The 18,957-nt window shown below is 61.8% G+C and carries 16 protein-coding genes and 1 pseudogene; 5 read left to right on the top strand and 12 right to left on the bottom strand.

Going from position 1 to position 18,957, the window contains the following annotated elements; all coding sequences use genetic code 11:
* Positions 1-127: 127 nt before the first annotated feature.
* The 12 genes from BKX93_RS17465 to BKX93_RS17410 form a co-directional block, all read right to left on the bottom strand.
* Positions 128-784 (bottom strand): DUF3304 domain-containing protein, encoded by a 657-nt coding sequence (locus tag BKX93_RS17465; RefSeq protein WP_186009435.1) that lies wholly within the window; start codon positions 782-784, stop codon positions 128-130.
* A 251-nt stretch (positions 785-1,035) separates the two neighbouring features.
* Positions 1,036-1,716, bottom strand: a complete 681-nt coding sequence (locus tag BKX93_RS17460) for a DUF3304 domain-containing protein (RefSeq protein WP_070980736.1) — start codon at positions 1,714-1,716, stop codon at positions 1,036-1,038.
* On the bottom strand, positions 1,713-2,171 hold the full coding sequence (locus BKX93_RS17455) for a hypothetical protein (protein WP_144408907.1): 459 nt from the start codon (positions 2,169-2,171) through the stop codon (positions 1,713-1,715). The genes BKX93_RS17460 and BKX93_RS17455 overlap by 4 nt, the downstream gene beginning before the upstream one ends.
* Positions 2,172-2,176: 5 nt before the next feature.
* Entirely contained in the window at positions 2,177-2,959 is a 783-nt protein-coding gene (locus tag BKX93_RS17450) for a DUF4123 domain-containing protein (RefSeq protein WP_070980734.1), read from the bottom strand.
* Complete coding sequence (locus tag BKX93_RS17445; protein ID WP_070980732.1) at positions 2,956-5,574, bottom strand: type VI secretion system Vgr family protein; 2,619 nt, start codon at positions 5,572-5,574, stop codon at positions 2,956-2,958. The genes BKX93_RS17450 and BKX93_RS17445 overlap by 4 nt, the downstream gene beginning before the upstream one ends.
* Before the next feature lie 110 nt (positions 5,575-5,684).
* The gene (locus BKX93_RS17440; protein WP_046168829.1) at positions 5,685-6,122 is read right to left on the bottom strand and encodes an OmpA family protein; all 438 of its coding nucleotides are present in this window, start codon (positions 6,120-6,122) and stop codon (positions 5,685-5,687) included.
* 73 nt (positions 6,123-6,195) lie between these two features.
* Positions 6,196-6,693: an Hcp family type VI secretion system effector gene (locus BKX93_RS17435; protein ID WP_011137524.1), complete on the bottom strand. Its 498-nt coding sequence runs from the start codon at positions 6,691-6,693 to the stop codon at positions 6,196-6,198.
* A 69-nt stretch (positions 6,694-6,762) separates the two neighbouring features.
* On the bottom strand, positions 6,763-8,241 hold the full coding sequence (gene tssC / locus BKX93_RS17430) for a type VI secretion system contractile sheath large subunit (protein WP_021475345.1): 1,479 nt from the start codon (positions 8,239-8,241) through the stop codon (positions 6,763-6,765).
* Positions 8,238-8,744 carry a type VI secretion system contractile sheath small subunit gene (gene tssB, locus BKX93_RS17425; protein ID WP_021475344.1) on the bottom strand — a complete coding sequence of 169 codons (507 nt, stop codon included), beginning with the start codon at positions 8,742-8,744 and terminating at the stop codon, positions 8,238-8,240. Before tssB ends, tssC begins: the two co-directional genes overlap by 4 nt.
* 34 nt (positions 8,745-8,778) lie before the next feature.
* Positions 8,779-9,795 carry a type VI secretion system-associated protein TagF gene (gene tagF / locus BKX93_RS17420; RefSeq protein ID WP_046158978.1) on the bottom strand — a complete coding sequence of 339 codons (1,017 nt, stop codon included), beginning with the start codon at positions 9,793-9,795 and terminating at the stop codon, positions 8,779-8,781.
* Between the two features lie 16 nt (positions 9,796-9,811).
* The gene (gene tssM / locus BKX93_RS17415) at positions 9,812-13,567 is read right to left on the bottom strand and encodes a type VI secretion system membrane subunit TssM (protein ID WP_244887193.1); all 3,756 of its coding nucleotides are present in this window, start codon (positions 13,565-13,567) and stop codon (positions 9,812-9,814) included.
* A 61-nt stretch (positions 13,568-13,628) separates the two neighbouring features.
* Positions 13,629-14,486 (bottom strand): M15 family metallopeptidase, encoded by an 858-nt coding sequence (locus BKX93_RS17410; RefSeq protein ID WP_244887192.1) that lies wholly within the window; start codon positions 14,484-14,486, stop codon positions 13,629-13,631.
* Between the two features lie 137 nt (positions 14,487-14,623).
* On the opposite strand from BKX93_RS17410, the gene tssJ reads away from it, so the two are divergent.
* From tssJ to BKX93_RS24170, 5 genes and pseudogenes are all read left to right on the top strand, one after another.
* Positions 14,624-15,184 carry a type VI secretion system lipoprotein TssJ gene (gene tssJ, locus BKX93_RS17405; RefSeq protein ID WP_083340591.1) on the top strand — a complete coding sequence of 187 codons (561 nt, stop codon included), beginning with the start codon at positions 14,624-14,626 and terminating at the stop codon, positions 15,182-15,184.
* Positions 15,185-15,230: 46 nt separating this feature from the next.
* Positions 15,231-16,577 carry a type VI secretion system baseplate subunit TssK gene (tssK, locus tag BKX93_RS17400; protein ID WP_070980729.1) on the top strand — a complete coding sequence of 449 codons (1,347 nt, stop codon included), beginning with the start codon at positions 15,231-15,233 and terminating at the stop codon, positions 16,575-16,577.
* 7 nt (positions 16,578-16,584) lie between these two features.
* Positions 16,585-17,286: a type IVB secretion system protein IcmH/DotU gene (gene icmH / locus BKX93_RS17395; protein WP_046158972.1), complete on the top strand. Its 702-nt coding sequence runs from the start codon at positions 16,585-16,587 to the stop codon at positions 17,284-17,286.
* Complete coding sequence (gene tssE / locus BKX93_RS17390; RefSeq protein WP_046158971.1) at positions 17,283-17,762, top strand: type VI secretion system baseplate subunit TssE; 480 nt, start codon at positions 17,283-17,285, stop codon at positions 17,760-17,762. The genes icmH and tssE overlap by 4 nt, the downstream gene beginning before the upstream one ends.
* 91 nt (positions 17,763-17,853) lie before the next feature.
* Positions 17,854-18,949: pseudogene (locus tag BKX93_RS24170) on the top strand (transposase); the annotation flags it as partial.
* Between the last annotated feature and the right edge of the window lie 8 nt (positions 18,950-18,957).

Raw genomic sequence — 18,957 nt, 5'->3', positions numbered from 1 at the left:
GGGTTACCTATTGGGGGAAGTTCTCGCATGGAGAGCCGCCGTAGATCCCTCGTTTCTTTCTCATCAAAAAACTTGTCGAAATTACACGGATCAGCCATCAAACGCGGAATGTTATCGGCCAGCCTAGTCATGGCCGACCTCCTAACAATTTCAACTCCCATAAAATAGAGTCTATTGCATCTTGATAACCACGTTTATCTTCACTTTGAATGGCTACCTCTTTTGCTTTTTGCATTTTCAACAACTGTTTCTTCAACAAATCACTATCTCTATCCCATAATACTCTTCGATACTCTACAGAAGGTTTTGGCCACCCCCTCACCGCCCCCGGCCAGTTCGCATTAGACGGATCGTACCGGCTGACCACCAGCGCCACCTTGTTATCCGGCAGAAATTGCACCCAGACAGTGCCCACATCACCCTCTGCATAACGCGGCACCTCTACTGTCCGCAACTGCAGCGGAATATTTTCCTTGGACCATTCCGCCGCCGTCTTCGCCTTGGTTGCATCCTTGAACTGCACCACCAATTTCATGCCTGGCTGCCATTTTGCGGGTAGATTGACGCAGCACATGATGCCGCTGGCGCCATATGGGCTCACCATATCCGCTGCTTCCGCTTGCTCCGGCGCATCCGGCTTGGCTACGGCCACCCAGTCATAACCCTTGCCGCTATAGTTCACCACAGTCATTGATGCACCCAGCTGACCGCCGGTGCCGGCGCAGGCACTGAGCGCGAAACAAGAAAACAAAAGCCACGCAATTCTTTTGATAATTGCACTCACCGGAATCTCCATTCTTCCCAATCAGGTCAAATTATAAATAGCAGCCCAACTTCACACATTATCCTTACAACCAGGACCTTTATAAACACAGACCCTAAAAACAGATTAAAATCAAAGCTGGAGCCATTTTTAATATATATAGAATCATCAATCACCAGCGCAGTTTTTACCTAGGAAAACTCTGATCCGGCACGAAATAACTACCTTCGTAGATTTAAGTTTTAGATGACTATAAAAACCAGTCTCAACACTCACTTCAAAGCACTTTCAAGCCTATCGATATTTCCCTTAATATCGGTTATTGCTTCCTGCATAGCGGGCTTCTCTTTATCATCTACCTTAGAATCTTTAATAACCTGCTGCATAACCTTTAGCAATTCTTTTTCTCTTTTCAAATCCTCTATCCAGATTTTCCTTCTATATTCCACTGAGGGCTTAGGCCACCCCTTAATCACCCCCGGCCAGTTGGAATTGGACGGATCGTAACGGCTGACCACCAGCGCCACATTATCGTTCGGCAACAACTGTACCCATACTGTGCCCACGTCGTCCTCGGCATAAGGCGGCACATCCACCAGCCGCAATTTCAGAGGAATGTTCTCCTTGGACCACTCCGCTGCCGTTTTGGCCTTAGTCTCATCCTTGGTCTGCACCACCAGCCGCATGCCAGGCTGCCATTTGGCCGGCAGGTTGACGCAACACATGATGCCGCTGCCGCCATATGGCTTCACCATATCCGCCGCTTCCGCCTGCTCCGGCGTTTGCGGCTGAGCCACCGCCACCCAGTCATAGCCCTGGCCGGTGTAATTCAGCGCCGTCATCGACGCGCCCAGCGGCTGGCCTCCAATGCCCGCGCAGGCGCTCAGCGCAAGGCCCGCCAACAAGGGGATGGCTCGACGGCAAACGGCAAGCACGGCCCGCGCAGCGCTCATTCGGTTTCCGGCGCCCGTTCCAGCTCCAGATCGATGCCGGGCATCACCAGCAGGTAATCGGTGCGCATCACGTGGGCGCGCCCATTGGCGCCTTGCAATTCCGTACCCTTGGCGATGCGGAACAACGCAATCCGGTCGCCCACCAGGGCGCTGGACTGGATCGGCTTTCCGGCATCCTGCTCATTCCCCAGCCACTGCGCCAGACGCTTGCCGTCCTTTTGCAGCTCGACCTTTTGCGCCTCGCCGCTGCCCAATAACCCCTGCGCCCGCAGCCAATAGCCACCGTCGCGCTTCTCCACCGTCAGCAGATGCAAGGGCTTGCCGTCATCGCCATAAACCTGTTGCATCTCTCCGGACGGCAGCAGCGTATAGCCGCCGACAAACTCATCCGCCTTCGCCCACAGAGGCAGCACAGCCAGCAGTACCGCCAATAACTTGCCAATTCGACTGAACATTCTCTTTACCCTTCCAAGTTGAAAACTGTAGGGTCGCGCAGCGCATCGAGACAGAGCTGGTAACGATCGTCCGGCGCATCGATGCCGTTCTTGTCCGCGTGCGACAAAACCTTCTCCACGACCGGATGGCAATCCGCCAACACGTCGGGACGGATTGCGCGATGGAACTGCAACTGGAACAGCGTCTCGTCTTCCTCCCCATCGCGGATCAGCGCCAGCGTTTGCTCGGCGTTTAGCGTCACCTTGTCGGCTGGCGCCAAGGGTTCCCGCGGCAAGGTCAAAGTTTCCCAAGCGCCAAAACGGGTAGGAGCAGCACACAGGGCGGCGGGGCCGAAAAATTGCCCACGCTGCTCATCGTCCAGCACACCGACAATGCCTTTCAGGCGGCGGGTATCGGGAAAGCGCAGATTGAAATGCTGATCGTCGGCCTTGACCACGCACCACGGCAACAAACGAGCAGCCAGTTCCGGCAGGCTTTCCGTGCTGTGCCAAACGCTAACCATAGGCAAACCATCGCACTGCATCAGCAAACGCTCCACCGATGCCTGCTGGGATGCCTGCCACTCCATCAGCAGTGGGGAGGCCGCCATCAGTTGCTCATCACCATCATCGCTTTGCGTGAATACGCTGCGCCACGGGAAGCCGCTGCGACGAAGTTGCTGGGGCAGCTTCGGATTCAGTGCACCATCGAACAGCAGATATTGATGCTGCTCCTCGCCCAATGGCCCGTGCTGTTGCAATAAATTGAACAACGCCTCGATATCAAAAGAGTGAATCAGCTTCATCATTGCACCTTGCTGAATGCGGAACCCGCCTTGGCGCTGCGCAACAGACACTCTACGCAAATCTCCTTGGGGAACATCGGCAGCGGCGGATTCATCTGGGCGGGTCCACTGAAATTGTGGCTGGCCCCCTTGATGCTGATGGTGCCGGGCGCATGCAGCTCGATCTTGCCGTCCTTCAGGCGGATATAAGCCCCGCCCGAGGTCAGCAGGATTTCCTGCTTGGCGTTGACATGTATCGTCTGCTTGGCCGAGGTGATGGTCAGATCCTTATCCGCCGTCAGCTCCATCGCGTCGCTCTGCGCCTGCACCTGCACCTTGCCCTTCGCCGCGATCAGCTTCAGCGCCACCTTGTCCTTCACCCCCGCCACGAACAGGCTGATGTGCTGGCCGACGTTGTGAATCCAGCGGCGGCCGGTGGTGTGGTTGGCGTCGCGCTGGGCGACCAGGTTCAGGTTCTGGCCAGCGCTGAGGGTTTGGCTTTGCTCGGTCAGGGAGGCGATGCCTGCGGGTGCGGACAGGATCAGCAGCGGCTGCTGTCCGGCTTGGTCTTTCGCGGTTTTGCCGTCCTTGTCGGTGTTGGTTCCCGCTTCCCAGGCTTTCAGCGCGTCGGCGTGGTGCTGCAGGTGGCCGTCGCTTTTCTTGCCGGCCTTGGCGTTGTCCGGGCCGATTTCGTCGGGCCCGGTTTCCATGGTGTCGGCCAGTTGGCCGGTGGCGGTCTCGGCCAGCGCCTGGGAGAGGCTCAGCGCGGCGTCGAGCTGGCTCTGGGCGTGCTCGCGCGCCAGTTGTTTGCCGCCGGCGCCGTTCTGCGCCTCGGTGGACAGCAGCAGGCCGTGGGCCGCGCGGATGGCGCCGTGGTGGTCGGTTCTGAGTTCGAAGCCGTCGCCGCGCGGTTGGGCTTTGCCGTTGCTGCGCGGGTGGGCGAGGTAGCCCTGGTTGAGCTGGGTCTTGCCCGGTTCGCTCGACAGCTTGGCGCGCACTTCGCCGGGGGTGTCGTCGAACAGCAACTCGTTGTAGCCGCCGCCCTGGTGTTCTTTGGATTTGATGCCGGACAGGGTCTTGTTGGCGGGGAGCGAGCCGGCGCCGCTGAAGTCTGGCGTCGGGTGGCTGCCGTTGTACAACACGCCGGTGATCACCGGGCGGTCGATGTCGCCTTCGATGAAGTCGACCAGCACTTCCTGGCCGATGCGCGGGATGAACTGGTGGCCCCAGCCAGCGCCGGCGCTGGGCATGGCGACGCGCAGCCAGCAGGAGGATTTGTCGTCGAGGCCGGCGCCGATAGTGGGATGCTCTTCCGGCCGCTGCCAGTGGAACTGCACCTTGATCCGGCCCTGGGCGTCGGTGTGGACTTCCTCGCCGGCGGGGCCGACCACGGTGGCGGTCTGCACGCCGAGCGAGGTGGGTTTGGCGGAGGCGGTGCCGGCGTAGGCCGGGGTCAGCGGGATGCCGCGGCGCTGGGCCTGGATCCGGGTGGTGAACGGCGCGTCGGCCTGGTCGCCCGCCGGCAGGATGGCTTTCAGGTCGGTCGGCAGGTTGTTGCGCACCTGAAAGCTTTGGCCGGTGACGACGAATTCGCGCTGCTCGTGGCTGTCGGCCTCGTGCGCCGGGTGGTCGTCCAGGCGGAACCATTGGCCGGCGGTCAGGCCGCGGATGGAGCCGCCGCCTTCGAATTGCTTGGCTTGCAGGTCGTGCGCCTGTTGCCGCAGCCGGGCGTAGTGCGACAGCTGGTCGGCGTCGCCGGCGTAATACAGGCCCTGCGGGTCGTAGTCCTGCAGGCTGGATTGCAGCGCCTGGCCGCCCTGGCCCTGGTCGATCTGGCTGCTGTCGCCGGTGTGCTGGGTGGACACCGGCTGGTAGTCGAAGGTGGCCAGCGCCACGTTGCCGGGGACGATCTGGCGGCTGGCGTTCCAGTCGGTGAGGCCGTCTTCCTCTTCGGTGGCGTCGCTGCGGTGGAAGCGCACGCGCTCGATCTCGGCCGGCGGCAGGCTGTAGGCGTCGTCGAACACCGCCAGCTTGACCTGCGGGCTGTCGCCGTCCACATGCTCGAAGCGCCAGGCGTAGCCCTCTTCATGCAGCAGGCGGACGATGAAGCTGAAATCGTCCTCGCGGTACTGCAGGCAGTAGCTCCGCGGCTGCGCCGGGCCGACCTTGAACTCGATGGCCTGCGCGCGGGCGAACACCGGGTTGGCCGCCTGGTGCTCGTGGACGATCTGCTGGACGATGTCCGGCACGCTCAAGTCCTGGAACACCCGCGAGGTGCGGCGGTGGCGCAGCAGCGCGATTGGCGGCTCGATGGTCAGGCCGTACTGGGCGAAGCCGCCGTCGGAACCCATCAGCCGGGCCTGGCTGACCACGCCGCAGCGGACAGTTTCCTGGCCTTGGGCGTCGGCGATGCCGATGCGGGCGGACTGGCCGAGCAGGGTCTTGAGTTCGATGGCGCCGTCGGGGGAGAGGCAGGTGAGTTGATAACGATAGGCCTTGGACACGCCCTCTTCGCCATCCAGGCTTTGCGGCAGCAGCTGCTCGGCGGCGACCTGCCCGCTGCCCAGCTCCAGGGTGAGCAGGCGCTGGTCTTGATTGAAGGCCGAGGCGAAGGAGGAAAGCAGAGTGCTAAGGTCCATGGCGCAATCTATCCGTTATCGTTGTATCTGGATTCTTTGGTGCCGCTCCGTGGAACTCACGCCGATATCGGCGGAGATGCGGCAACGGGGCGGCAGTTTCACAGCATCTATCAGTCGCTGACGATCAGGCGCACGCCGTGCACCGGACGTTCGGTGTCGTAACGCAGCGTGATCCTGCTGGACGGCACGCCAGCGTTCACCAGGTATTCGCGCACATTGGCGGCGCGGGTCTGGGACGCGGCTTTGGCGTTGCCGATATCGCGGCGATAGCAATGGCCACGGATCAGAACGGATTTGGCGGTCTTCAGTTTGGGCAGCAACAGATCCAGCTGAGCCTCGCCCACCGGATTGAGCTTGGCGTCCATCTTTTCAAACGGCACCAGGGTAGCGTCGGCCGCGTAGTTGGCGGCAGCCTGCTTGGCAATCTGCGCCTTGGCATCATTGGCGGCGGCGACGGCCTTGCTGGCCTCCACCTGCTCCTTGGTCGGCACCGTTTTGCAGGCGACGCAAGACAAGGCGACAACCACGGCGATCAACAAACGTTTCATAGCGACTTTCCCCAAGTGAAAAAAACTTAAAAACCCGCCCGGGGCCGGGCGGGTCTGGATTCCATTGCTGGAATTAGGCGATGACTTTGTTCGCGGTCAGGTCCCAACCGGCGCTGACATTGCCGCCGCCGGCGCCGTCGGCGCGCTTCTGCTGGGTGTAGGTCCACTTGATCTTGCCATAGCTGAAGCTCACCTTCTCGGCCGGGAAGCCGCTGTCGGTGGCGGAACCGTGCGGCTCAACCTTGGAGATCAGGACTTGTTCCATCTTGATTTCCATGTACTTCACCTTGTCGCCACCCGCACGGCACAGCTCGATGGTGATCTCTTTGATGTGCTTGCCGGTGCAGCAAGCTTCGTAGATCTTCGGGCTGGCTTTGTCCAGGAAGTGGGTGATTTCGTACACGCCGTGGTTCACGCGTTCGGCGGTAGCGCCGCCGGCGGTGCTGGCGGAAGCCTGAGCCGGTTGTTCCAGCTTATGGCTGAACGATTGGATTTCGATCCAGTCTTTGTGCTTGTCGTCGCCGCTCTCACCAGGAATGCCATCGATTTTCAGAAATGCATCAAAAGCCATCTGTACTTCTCCTTAAACAAGGTTCAAAAAAATGGGGGCGGGACTCCCCCAAATAATCAATGCGCCGCGTTAGCCAGCCGGTTGCGGCAGCTCTGCCACCAGACGCAAAGAAATCGTCAGCTCGTCGAGCTGGAAATGGGGACGCAGGAAGGCGGCGGCGCGGTAAACCCCAGGTTTGCCCGGCACTTCCACCACGTCGACGCGCGCTTCGCGCAGCGGGTACTTGGCCTTGGCCTCCTGGCTGGCGGAATCGTCCAGCAGCACGTACTGGGCCAGCCAGGTATTCAGGTAGTCCTGCACGTTCTGGCGCGAGGCGAAGCTGCCGATCTTGTCGCGCATGATGGACTTCATGTAATGCGCGATGCGGGATACCGCGAAGATGTACGGCAGCTGCGTCGACAGGCGCGCGTTGGCGTTGGCCGAATCGGTGTTGTAGGTCTTGGCCTTCTGCGCCGACTGTCCGCCGAAGAAGGCGGCGTAGTCGGTGTTCTTGCAATGCACCAGCGAGATGAAGCCGAGGTCCGACAGCAGTTTCTCGGTGCGGTCGGTGATCGCCACCTCGGTCGGGCACTTCAGCGCCACTTCGCCGTCGTCGGTCTTGAAGGTGTGGGCCGGCAGGCCTTCCACCAGGCCGCCGCCTTCCACGCCGCGGATGGCCGCCAGCCAGCCGAACTGGGCAAAGGCGTCGGTCAGACGCGCGGCGTAGGCGTAAGCGGCGTTGGTCCACAAGTACTTGTCGTGGTTGCTGCCGTCGACGTTCTCTTCGAAATCGAATGCTTCCACCGGCACATTGTCGCGGCCATACGGCAGGCGGCCCAGCACGTGCGGCAGCACCAGGCCGACGTAGCGGGAGTCTTCCGACTCGCGGAAGGACTTCCACTTCGCGTACTCGACGGTGTCGAAGATCTTGGCCAGATCGCGCGGCTTGCCGATGTCGGAGAAGCTCTCCAGGCCGAACAGGCCCGGATCGGCCGACGAGATCAGCGGCGCGTGGGCGGAAGCGGCCACGTGCGACAGCTCGTCCAGCAGATAGAAGTCTTCCGGATGACGGGTGAATTCGTAGTCGCCCACCAGCGCGGCGTAAGGCGCGCCGCCGAAGGTGCCGTACTCTTCCTCGTAGATCTTCTTGAACAGCGCGCTCTGGTCGAACTCGGCCGCCGCCTTGAAGTCCTTGACCAGGTCCTTCTTGGACGCGTTCAGCACCTTGATCTTCAGCTGCGTGCTGGTCTCGGACTGCATCACCAGGTAGTTCAGACCGCGCCAGGACGCTTCCAGCTTTTGGAACTCGGCGTGGTGCATCACGTTGTTCAGTTGATCGGAGATCAGCTTGTCGATCTCGGCGATGCGGGCGTCGATGCTGGCGGACAGGTCGCGCGAGACGGTGACGCTGCCTTGCAGCACCTGGTCGACCAGTTCGCCGATCAGATCGCGGGTGTGGCTCTTTTCGCTGTCGTTGGTGGCGATGCGGCTCTGCTCGATGATGCTGTCGAGCAGGCTGACGCCGTCAGCCGCGGCCGGCGCCGCCTGTTGTTGCAATTCCGCGCTCACTGCTCGCCTCCTTCTTTCTTGCCGCCGATCTGGCGCAGCTTCTCGGTATCGCGCACCACTTCGTCCAGCAGCTCTTCCAGCTTGTCGTTGCCGGCCAGCTTGTTGCGCAGGTCGGCCAGGCGGGTGCGGGCCTCCAGCAACTGGTTCAGCGGATCGATCTGGCGCACCACGTTTTGCGGCTCGAAGTCGGACAGGTTTTCGAAATTCAACTCCACGCCCAGCTGGGTGCCGTCATCCTTCAGCGCGTTGTCCACCTTCATCGCCAGGCGAGGCGCCATGCCCTTCAGCACCTCGTCGAAGTTGTCGCGGTCGACCTGAACGAACTTGCGCTCCTTCATCTTCGGCAGCGGCTCCTTGCTGTGGCCGGAGTAGTCGCCCAGCACGCCCAGCACGAACGGCAGTTCCTTGGTTTCGATCGCGTCGCCGATCTCTACGTCATAGGTGATCTGCACGCGAGGCGGACGGACCCTCGACAGTTTTTTCTGAGTGCTTTCCTTGCCCATGGCTCTTCTCTATTCAAAAAGGTTCAAAACTAAGCTACGCAATATTGCGCGCGAGACTGGATAGAACGGTTCGCAACTGTGCTAAAGACAGGCCCGGATCATTCAATTGCCGCCCCAGCACATAGGCCGCTTCGGCGTAGGACTGATGATTGCGCCACGGCGCCTTCACGTCGTCGATATCCACCACGTGCTTGGGATCGAGCGGCGCGCCCCAGCACTGGCTAGCGATCTGCTCGTTCAAACCCGCCGGCAACAGCACCAGGAAGTGGCCTTCCGGGCGGCGCATGATCAGGCATTGCTCCAGCGCCGCGCCATTGTCGGTGGCGGCGTGGTACAACGCCAGCCAGGTGACCGCGGCCAGCACGTTGTCGCCCTCCACCGCCGGCAAGGGCAGCGCATAGGCCTGTACCGGCAGGCTGTCGCGGAATTTCTTCAACAGCCGGTGATGGAATACGAAGGCCAGCAGCACCGACTCCAGATCGCCGCGGCCAGCCGCGCTCAGGCTGCGCGACAAAGAGTCGGCGGCCGTCATCGACAGATGCTTCTCCAGCAACTGCTGCGCCAGGTCGATGTCGGCCACCGACGAGGCGCCGAAACGCAGCTGCTCCTCCAGGAACTGCTTGCAGGCCAGCATTTCCACCGAGTTCTCGATGGCGCTGGACAGCTGCTCCTTCAGACCGGTGAAGAACAACTCATTGGCCAGCAGCAGGATGGCGGTGGACGGCAGCGCCGGGTCGACCGCCACCAGCGAAGCCGCCACCAGCGGGTAGTTGCGGCCGCCCTCGTCGCGGCTGGGCTGGATCACGCCCAGCGACAGCCAGTTATGGTCGCGGCTTTGCAGCACGAAGGAGGTCGGCGGCATGGCCAGGTAGTCGCGCGTGGCCTCCTCGGTGAACTCCAGCCGCTGCAGGCTCTGCGCCAGCAGTTGGTCCAGTTGCATCGCCGCCGGGTGGGTGGCGTTGACGCGCACGAAGTCGGCGCGCCGCGGCAATTTGCCGAAAATGCAGAACTGCGGAGGCACCTCCTGGGTGCGCTTGAAATTGAGCGGCATGCCGTTCATCTCTCCATTACAACGTCACGCGCTCGGGCAACGTCAGTTTGTACAGGCGGTTCAACTGCAGCGGATTGACGCCGCCCAGCATGCGGAAATTGAAACGAACGGTCTGCCCCTCGGCGCCGCTGCCCTTGGGCAGCATCCAGGTCAGCTGGGCGGAACCGTCGCCTTCCTGGCTGACCTTGGAACCGGCCAGCAGGCGCATCAGGCCCATGCGGCCGGACTGGTTGCCCACCACGGTGCTGGAGCCCGCGTAGTTGACCACCTGAATGCGCGCGCCCTCGCCGTTGGTGCCCGGCCAGTTGAACGGCTGCCATTGCTGCGGACCGTTGCGGTAGCGCAGCTCCTGGCCGTCGATGCTGAGCACGATCTCGGACAAGCCCGGCGTCGGCAATGGCTGCAGTTCGAAGCGGCTGTTCTCGCCGTCCTGCAGCTGGGTATTGGCCAAGGCCATCAGGCTGCTGACGCCGCTGAGGAACTGCGGGTTGAAGCGCACGCCCTGGTTGCCCCAGGCGCGCGGCACCAGTTCATCGCCCTTTTTCTGCACCAGGCCGGTCAGGTACTTGTTGATGAACTTGTCCAGCGTGCCGTCGTTGGCTTTGACGAAACGGTTGATGTCGGCCACCGACGCGCTGCTGTTGGAATCGCTGAACGGATACTTCCCGGCCAGTTGCCGCCATTGCGGCAAGACCTCGTTGGCCCAAGCCTGGTTAATGTCCTGCGCCACCGGGCCCAGCAGCGCGCTGTACGACTGCGACAGCGGGCGCACCAGCATCGGGCGAACCATCTCCACCGTGTCGGATGTCGCGCCGTTGAGCAGGGTATTGTCGACATAGGACAGCGTGTCGCCCAATTCGGAACCAGAGCCGTTCAGCGTGGACTGCAACGCGGTGCGGGCCTGCGGGCCTGGTTCGTCGGTGGTGGCGATGGCGGCCATCTTCACCTTCAGCTTGGCCAGCTGATCCAGATAGCTGTTGATCGGCGAGTTGTCGCCCTTGACCAGCGTAGCCACGCCGGCGAAATGCGCGCCCACCACGCCATACTGCTTCTCGTTCTTGCCCGCGGCCTGCGTGTCGCCGCTCTTGAAGAACTCGGTGGTTTTCTCCAGCACCGAGCGCTTGGCGGTTTCCAGCGAACGATTCAACTCGGACGGATTGTCCCAGGAGGTTTCCTGCGCCGCGCGCGTCAGAATCAGCTTGATCGGCGAATTCTGCTTGTCGGCAAGACGGGTCATCGCCGAAGCCGATTGCGCAGGATTGGCGATGTCGCGCACCACTACGCCGGCCAGGAACTTATGCCAGGCGGCGATGTACTGGGAACGGTACAACGCCTCCAGCGCGGCGCGGTTTTTCTCCACGTCGCCATCCTTGCCCAGATCGTCCTGCGTGCTGGAAGCCAGCACCCAGTCGTCGCTGCGTATCGTGCCCTTGCTGGCCTCGTCGATGGCTGCGCGCACATAGGTGCTCCACGCCTCGCGGGTGTAGGCCCCCTCCACCATCTGGCTGCTGGCCATGATGTCCATGTCGCGGTTGTCCAGAATACGGGCCACAGTCAACGGCGCGAAGCGGGTGTTGGCGCGCGCCTTGATCTCGTTGAACACGCGTTCCTGGGCGGACAGCTGCTTGAACGAGCCGCGCAGCACGTCGCGGGCGTCGGCGACGACTTTGACATCGTTGTCGATCAGCGGCAGATCCGGCTCCTTGATCTGGCTGACGTAGAAGGCCACCAGTTTTTCGGCCTGGCCCATCACCTCGCTGACCGGATACTCGCCGCGCTGGCTTTCCAGCCACGGGCGCCAGTAACGCGGCAGCTGGTCGGCCAGATGCGCGTCCTCCATCCGGCGGCGGTCATGCAGCATCAGATAGGTTTTCAGCGCGTTGTAGGCGACATCGAGCTTTTGCGACTTCTGCGGCTGGCCGCTTTCCGCTGCGGCCTCGCCCGCCGCCGGCGCGGAGGCATCCAACTTGCCGGTGGTCGCCCGTTGCGGCATTTCCAGCGCGCCCAGCTGAATGTTGGGCAGGCCATGCTTGGGACGCGGCTTGTACGGCTTGGCCGGTTTCGGCGCCGGAACGGGCTTCGTCTCGGGCTTGGGTTCCGGCTTGGGCGGCTGGGTCATCGCCACCGGCTGCACCGCGCCAGGCTTCAGCGCAGCCAGCGTGGTCTCCAGGTTTTTCTGCACCGGGCGCAGCATCACGTCTTTCAAACCGGCGAAATAAGCCTTGCGCAGATTGCGCTCCAGCTCTTCGCCTTGATACAGGCCCAGGCCGATCTGCCACGGCTCGCCGTTGCGGCGATACGTCTGCAGCTCCTCCAGCCGGCGCTGCAGGATCAGCAGGCCATTCAGGCGATCGTACAACTGGCCGGACGCGGCCAGCTTCTGCGCCTGTACCCGCTCGGCGTTCACCTGGGTGATCATCTGCTGGTTGCCGACGAAGGACCAGGTCCACGCGCCCGCCACCGCGGCCAGCGTCACCAGGCCCGCCACCATGCCGGCCAGACGCCAACGGCTGCCGCTGGGCTTGGTCTGCTGGAAAATCAGGTGCTGATCGGGGAACAAAACTTCGCGGAACAGGCCGCGCAGGAAGTAGCTGTACGAAGCCGGGGCCTGATGCTTGTCCATGCCGGCGGAAGACAGATCGAACTGGCCTTGCACGCGACCGGCGGTCACGATGCGCGGCACACCTTCCTGCAGCGCGCTGGTGAAGTAGAAGCCGCGCAGCAACGGACGGGAGTGATACGGATCCTCCTCGAACAGCAGGCGGACGAACTTCACCACCGCTTCCTGCAGGCCGTGGAACTCGATCGGGAAGGCGAAGTGGGCGGATTTCACCGCGTCGCCGCGCGCGCCGACCAGCTTCTCCTCGCCCATCTGCACCAGGCCGCGGTACAACTGCTCGAACTGCTGGCCCACGACGGCGCCGGCGTCGAAGCCGGTGCCCTGGTCGGCCGACAGCGTCGCGCCCCAGACACGAGAGCGCTCTTCCTCGCCCGCGTCGTGGAAGAACTGGGCGAAGCCGCCCAGCAGATCCAGCTTGGTGAACACCAGATAGATGGGCACCATCAGGCCGAAGGTGTTGCACACCTCGTGGATGCGCTCGCGCACCTGGCGCGCGTAGAGCACGAAGCCCTCGCTATTGTGTTGCGCCAGCTCCGGCAGGCTGATCGCCACCATGATGCCGTTGACCGGTGCCTTGGCGCGGTGCTTCTTCAGCAGCCTGAGGAAGGCGAGCCATTCGGTGCGGTCCTCGCTCTCGGTCGCGTAGCGGCCTGCGGTATCCAGCAACACGCCCTCGGTGGAGAAGAACCAGTCGCAGTTGCGCGTGCCGCCCACGCCTTGGATGCCGCTCTTGTCGCTGAACGGGAAACTCAAGCCCGATTGCAGAATCGCGGAACTCTTGCCTGCCGCCGGATGACCAATGATCATGTACCAGGGCAGCTCATACAGCGCCGCGCTGCCGCGGGCGCTGCCCAGATTGGATTTCTTCAGCGTATCGATCGCGCCCAGCAGGCGCTGCCGCAGCAACGTCACTTCCGCGCGCTTGTCGGCGCTGGCGTTGATCACCGCGTCGTCGGCTTGCCGCCGCAGCATGCCTTCCAGCATGCCGCTGGCGCGGCGGCCAAGCGCCTGGCCTATCAGCAGCGCCAGCACCCATACGATCATCACCGCCACGATCCAGCCCAGTCGCGCTTCGACAGATTTCAGGCCCAGCCAGGGGCCCAGCCACCAGATCAGCGCGATCAGGATCAAGAATCCGATGGCCGACGCCACCTTGGCATTCCGTAGCCAACCTTTGTGTAACACCGAATTTACCTTCCCTTAGAAGCTGAAATCATTTTTTGTTGCGCTGCGCCAACAGTGCGCGCAGCGAACCCGCGCGCTCGATGTGGCCGTAATCGCGGAAACTCCACACTCCGCCCCAGGTCAAACCTGCCGCTTGCGCCTCTTCGCCCAACGCGTTGTAGGCCTGCATCGCCCATGGATCCCGCTCTGAAATCACCACCTTGCCGCCCCGCACCGGCGCCAGGTCGGCCGCCAGCCCATACTGGTGCTTGCTTTCCCCGCCCTTGGCCTGCGTCACCTTGGTGCTGCCGCCAGCCAATCTGTTCTGGCGCTCGGCGCTGCGGTATCCCTCAAGCAACACCATTGGAAACCCCCTCGCCTTCATTCTTTCCATCACCCTCAGCACATCCTGGACGAAGGCGGGATCCATCCGGCTCCAGTCGCGGTCAGCCTTATCCAGCGCCAACTGCGGCTTTTCCGCCACCGCGTCGACGAAAGCGCTGGGCGGCAGCGGAGGCGGCGGCACCAGCTTCTCCTCCAGCAGCGCTTGGCGGATCTGATTGCCATGCGCGTATTCCCCGGGCACGAACTGCGGATCCTTGTGATAGCCGCCAAAGTGCAACGTTATTGCCACAACTGCCGCGACCAACGGCAGCGCCAGCATCGGCAGCAGCATTCCCACCGGCCACGCCTTCATCCAGGCGAAGACGCCTCCGGCTCCGGAAAGCGGGCGCGAAGGGGGCGCTTCGACGGCCGGAATATCCACCGGCTCGCACGCCAGATCTGTTGGGGTTGCGATTGTCGCCCGCTCCACCTGGAGCCGCGCTCCGCCGAGAAAAAACCGCCAGCCGAGCCACAGCAATAGAAGAACGATACCGGCCACAATCAGCGGCACAAAAAACATCATTGGAATTTTTTATAAAAAACAAACGATTGATGAACTGACAAAATACGCGATATGCTTGATTTGATTTGCAAAGAAGTCAAGTACCCTTTCAAAACCAGACAGGGTTTCTCTGACTCCTCACTGGCAAATTCTGTAGAATGAACCACTATTTGGGTGTGGATTATATGGACTTCACTAAGCACTGGCAAAAAACTTGCATGATCCTCGCAGCCTTGGCACTGCCGCTGCTCGGCGGCTGCGGAGGCCCAAAGAATATCACGCTCAGCACCGAAGCCAGCCAGATGTTGAACCGCGACAAACATGGAAAGCCGCTATCCGTCGTGGTTCAGGTTTATCAGTTGAAATCCGATCAGGAATTCAAATTACTCACACCTGACCTTTTGGCCAGTGGCAAACCAATCGAGAATATGCTCGGCTCTGCCATATTATCTCGCAAAGAGCTGTTATTCGTTCCCGGCGGCAAACAGGAAATGGATATCACCATTGACGAGGGCGCTAATTTCGTCGGCGTGATCGGATATTTCAGACAGCCCAACCCGCAATTCTGGCGCTTGTTATATGACGCCAATCGCGTGCGCAGCAAAGACCTGAAATTCAAGGTCGCCGATTGCTATCTGCAGGCGATCAAGCCCGAAGCCCTGCAACTGCCCGACCAGCCCAAGAGCGGCGCGGTCGAGTGCCCGGCTTCCCGCAACTAATCAACGCGGCTCCCCGCGACCAACCCATGCCGAGGTTCAAGCTGTAATGCTTCAAGCACAAAGAATCCTATGGGGCGAAGGCATGTTCCTTCGCCCGCAGCATTTCCAGCAGCACGCGCTGTTCCAGGAACAAACCCAGGCCAGCCTGCTGCAGCTGACCCACCGCCACGCCTGGGGCGTGCAGCGGCTGGCGCTGGATGAAGCCGCGCTGAAGGGCGGTCTCGTTCGCGTGGACGAGCTGACGCTGCTGTTCCGCGATGGCACCCTGCTCCAGGCGCCCGCCCACACCCCGCTGCCGCTGAGCCGCGACCTCGCCTCGCTGCCGCAGGCCGGCGTGAAAACCACGCTGTACGCCTGCCTGGCCCAGCTGCAGCCTTATGGTGGCAACACCCGCAACGGCGAGGCCAGCGCCCGCCCCACCCGCTTCCACAGCGACCATCGCGAGGTGTCCGATCTGTACACCCAGGCGCTGGCCGCCGACCTGTCCACGCTGCAGCTGGACGTCAAGCTGATGCTGGAAGAGGAAAACCGCGACGGCTACGACTCCATCCCGTTGTGCCAGCTGGAAAAGGACGCCACTGGCCAATGGGGCGTGGGCCGAGAATTCCTGCCGCCGCTGCTGGCCATCGAGGGGTCCACCGAGCTGATGCAGATGCTGCGCCGCCTGCTGGACATCCTGCTGGTGAAGAGCCAGTCGCTGGCCGGCGCCCACCGCGAGCGCGCCAAGAGCGTGATGGAGTTCGGCTCCGCCGACATCAGCTCCTTCTGGCTGCTGCACACGGTCAACCGCAATTTCGCGCGCCTGCGCCATCTGTCGCAATGCCAGCCGCTGCATCCGGAAGAGCTGTACATGGCGCTGTCCGAGTTCTGCGGCGAGCTGCAGACCTTCACCACGCTGTACACGCTGTCCGATATCCCGGGCTACCGCCACGACAAGCTTCATGAAGTGTTCCCGCCGCTGGATCTGCAGATCCGCGAGCTGCTGGAAACCGTGGTTTCCGCGCGCTACAAGGTCATCCCGCTGCACTCGCCGCGCCCGTCCTTCCACATCGGCCGCCTGGAAAGCGACCGCCTGCTGGAAAACGTGGATTTCTACCTGTCGGTGCAGAGCGACCAGCCCGCCAGCCACATCATCGACAACGTGCCGCTCAAGCTGAAGATCGGCGCGCCGGACGATGTGGAACGCATCCTCAACTCCGCGATGCGCGGCGTCAGCCTGGCCCACTCGGCGCAAACGCCGTCCGCCATTCCGGTGCGGGTGGGCAACCACTACTTCGCGCTGGAACCAGGCAGCGAGATATACAGCCGCATGCTGCAATCGCGCAGCGTCTGCATCTATATTCCGCAAACCCTGGCCAATATTTCGATAGAACTGATCGCGGTCTTCCGCTGAGCACACCATGAACCAATCAAGCACCCAAACCCCTGAACGCGCCATCGCCGTCTCCGCCCCGGCGGCGCCGTCCATGCGCGAGATGCTGGAAGATGGCATCTACCTGCTGTTCCTGCTGAAAGAAGGCAACCCGCCGAGCAGCGGGGTGGAGTTCAACCGCCGCGTCGACCACTTCCTCGGCCAGTTCGAGCGCAACGCGCGCAACTTCAGCAAGGACAACAACGCCATCAGCCATGCGAAATACGCATTCTGCGCGCTGATGGACGAGATCATCCTGTCCTCCGATTTCGCGCTGCGCGACGAATGGGAACGCATGCCGCTGCAGCTGCGCCTGTTCGGCGAGCACCTGGCCGGAGAAGGCTTCTTCAACCGACTGGAACAGCTGCGCAACAATCCGGCCGAGAACATCGAACCGCTGGAAGTGTTCTACACCTGCCTGTTGCTGGGCTTCCAGGGCAAGTACCTGCTGGAAGGCCAGGAAAAGCTGGGCTACCTGACCCACAAACTGGGCCAGGAGATCCAGCAGGTTCGCGGCGGCAAGGCCGACTTCGCGCCCAACTGGCAGTTGCCGCAACGCTTCCAGGCCTTCGTCCGCCACGAGTTGCCCCTGTGGCTGTACTTTGCGCTGTTGGCCATCGTCGGTACCGGCATCTTTGTCGCCTTCCGCTGGATGCTGGCCCGCCAGGCTTCATCCCTATTCGGTCTATGAGCATCGCCCGCCACGCGCAGATCCTGCCCTCGGTGCTGGATCGGCTGCTAGACGACGAGCCGGACCAGAGCCACATTGAGTCGATCAGCCTGTTTGAACTTTCCCAGTTCAAGCGGGCGCTGGCTCGCGACCTGGAAGCACTGCTCAATACCCGGCTGATGCCACTGGACGAGTTGATGGAGTCCTTCCCCCAAGCGCGCGAAAGCCTGCTCACCTTTGGCATCCCAGACCTGTCCGGCATCAGCCTGCTGAACCCGGACGATCGCGAGCTGCTGCGCGAGCAACTGCGCCGCTCGATCGAGCTGCATGAACCGCGGCTGTCGCGCGTGCGCGTCAACCTGGATGCCCCGCGCGAAATGGAACGCCACCTGCGCTTCCGCGTCGACGCCGTGCTCAAAGTGCATCCGCACCGCCCGCCGGTCACCTTCGACGCTACGCTGCAACTTTCCTCCAACGTTTATAAAGTGCAGGGCTGAACGTCCTCTTCTGACCTCCTCCCGCAAAAACGTAGCGGCGAAAAGTAGAGATTTCTGGCAAATTTAAGCCCATCCGGGCAGGAGATTTGTCATGAAAAAATCGAAGTTCACCGAAGAACAGATTGCCTTCGCCTTGCGCCAGGCGGAGTCCGGTACCACCGTCGCCGAGGTCTGCCGCAAGATGGGCGTCTCCGAAGCCACCTTCTACAACTGGAAGAAGAAATACGGCGGCCTGGGTGTCAGCGAATTGCGCCGCCTGAAACAACTGGAAGAAGAGAACGCCCGCCTCAAGCGCATGGTCGCCGACCTGAGCCTGGACAAGCAGATGCTGCAGGAAGTCATCCAAAAAAAGCTGTGAGGCCGGCCCGCAAACGCGAGTTGGCCAACTTCCTGATCGACGCGTACGCGTCAGCATTCGTCGCGCCACCGCAGTCATTCAACTGCGGCAAGCTACCTATTTTTATCGCCCTCACCCTCGAGATGATCGTGCGGAGCGGCAGCGAATCCGCGAGATCGCCGCCACCCGCATTCGTTATGGCGCGCGCCGCATCCACGTCCTGCTGCGGCGTGAGGGCTGGCAGATCAATCACAAGAAGACCTACCGGATCTACTGCGAGGAGGGTTTGAACCTCCGGCGCAAACGGCCCAAGCGGCGAGTGGCGGCCGCGCACCGGCAAGCTCGGCCGGCGGTCTCCAGTTTGAATGCCTGCTGGAGCATGGATTTCGTCGCCGATCAGTTGTTCAACGGCCAGAAAATCCGGGTCTTGACTGTGGTGGATAATTTTAGTCGGGAGAGCTTGGCGATCACGGTGGATTTCGCGCTGAAAGCCGCAGACGTGGTTGCTACGATGCAGCATGTGCAAGCCTTGCGCGGGACGCCGCAACGGATTCAGGTCGACAACGGCAGCGAGTTTATTTCCCTGGCGCTGGACCAGTGGGCCTATGAGCAAGGCGTCACGCTGGACTTCTCACGACCAGGGAAACCCACGGATAATGCCTTTATCGAGTCATTTAACGGCAGTCTGCGGGATGAGTGCCTGAATGTGCATTGGTTTTTATCGCTGGATGACGCACGTGAAAAGATCGAGCGTTGGCGGCAGGATTACAACGAATTCAGGCCGCACAGTTCGCTGGGCGACCAGACCCCGAGCGAGTTCAGACTTGCTCACCTTGAAGCCGGAAATCTCTAGACTAG

Origin of the sequence: Chromobacterium vaccinii, from assembly GCF_001855275.1 — a bacterium.
In the GTDB taxonomy this organism is placed as follows: domain Bacteria; phylum Pseudomonadota; class Gammaproteobacteria; order Burkholderiales; family Chromobacteriaceae; genus Chromobacterium; species Chromobacterium vaccinii.
Note: the sequence above shows the minus strand (reverse complement) of the source record. Positions and strands in the feature narration are given on the sequence as shown.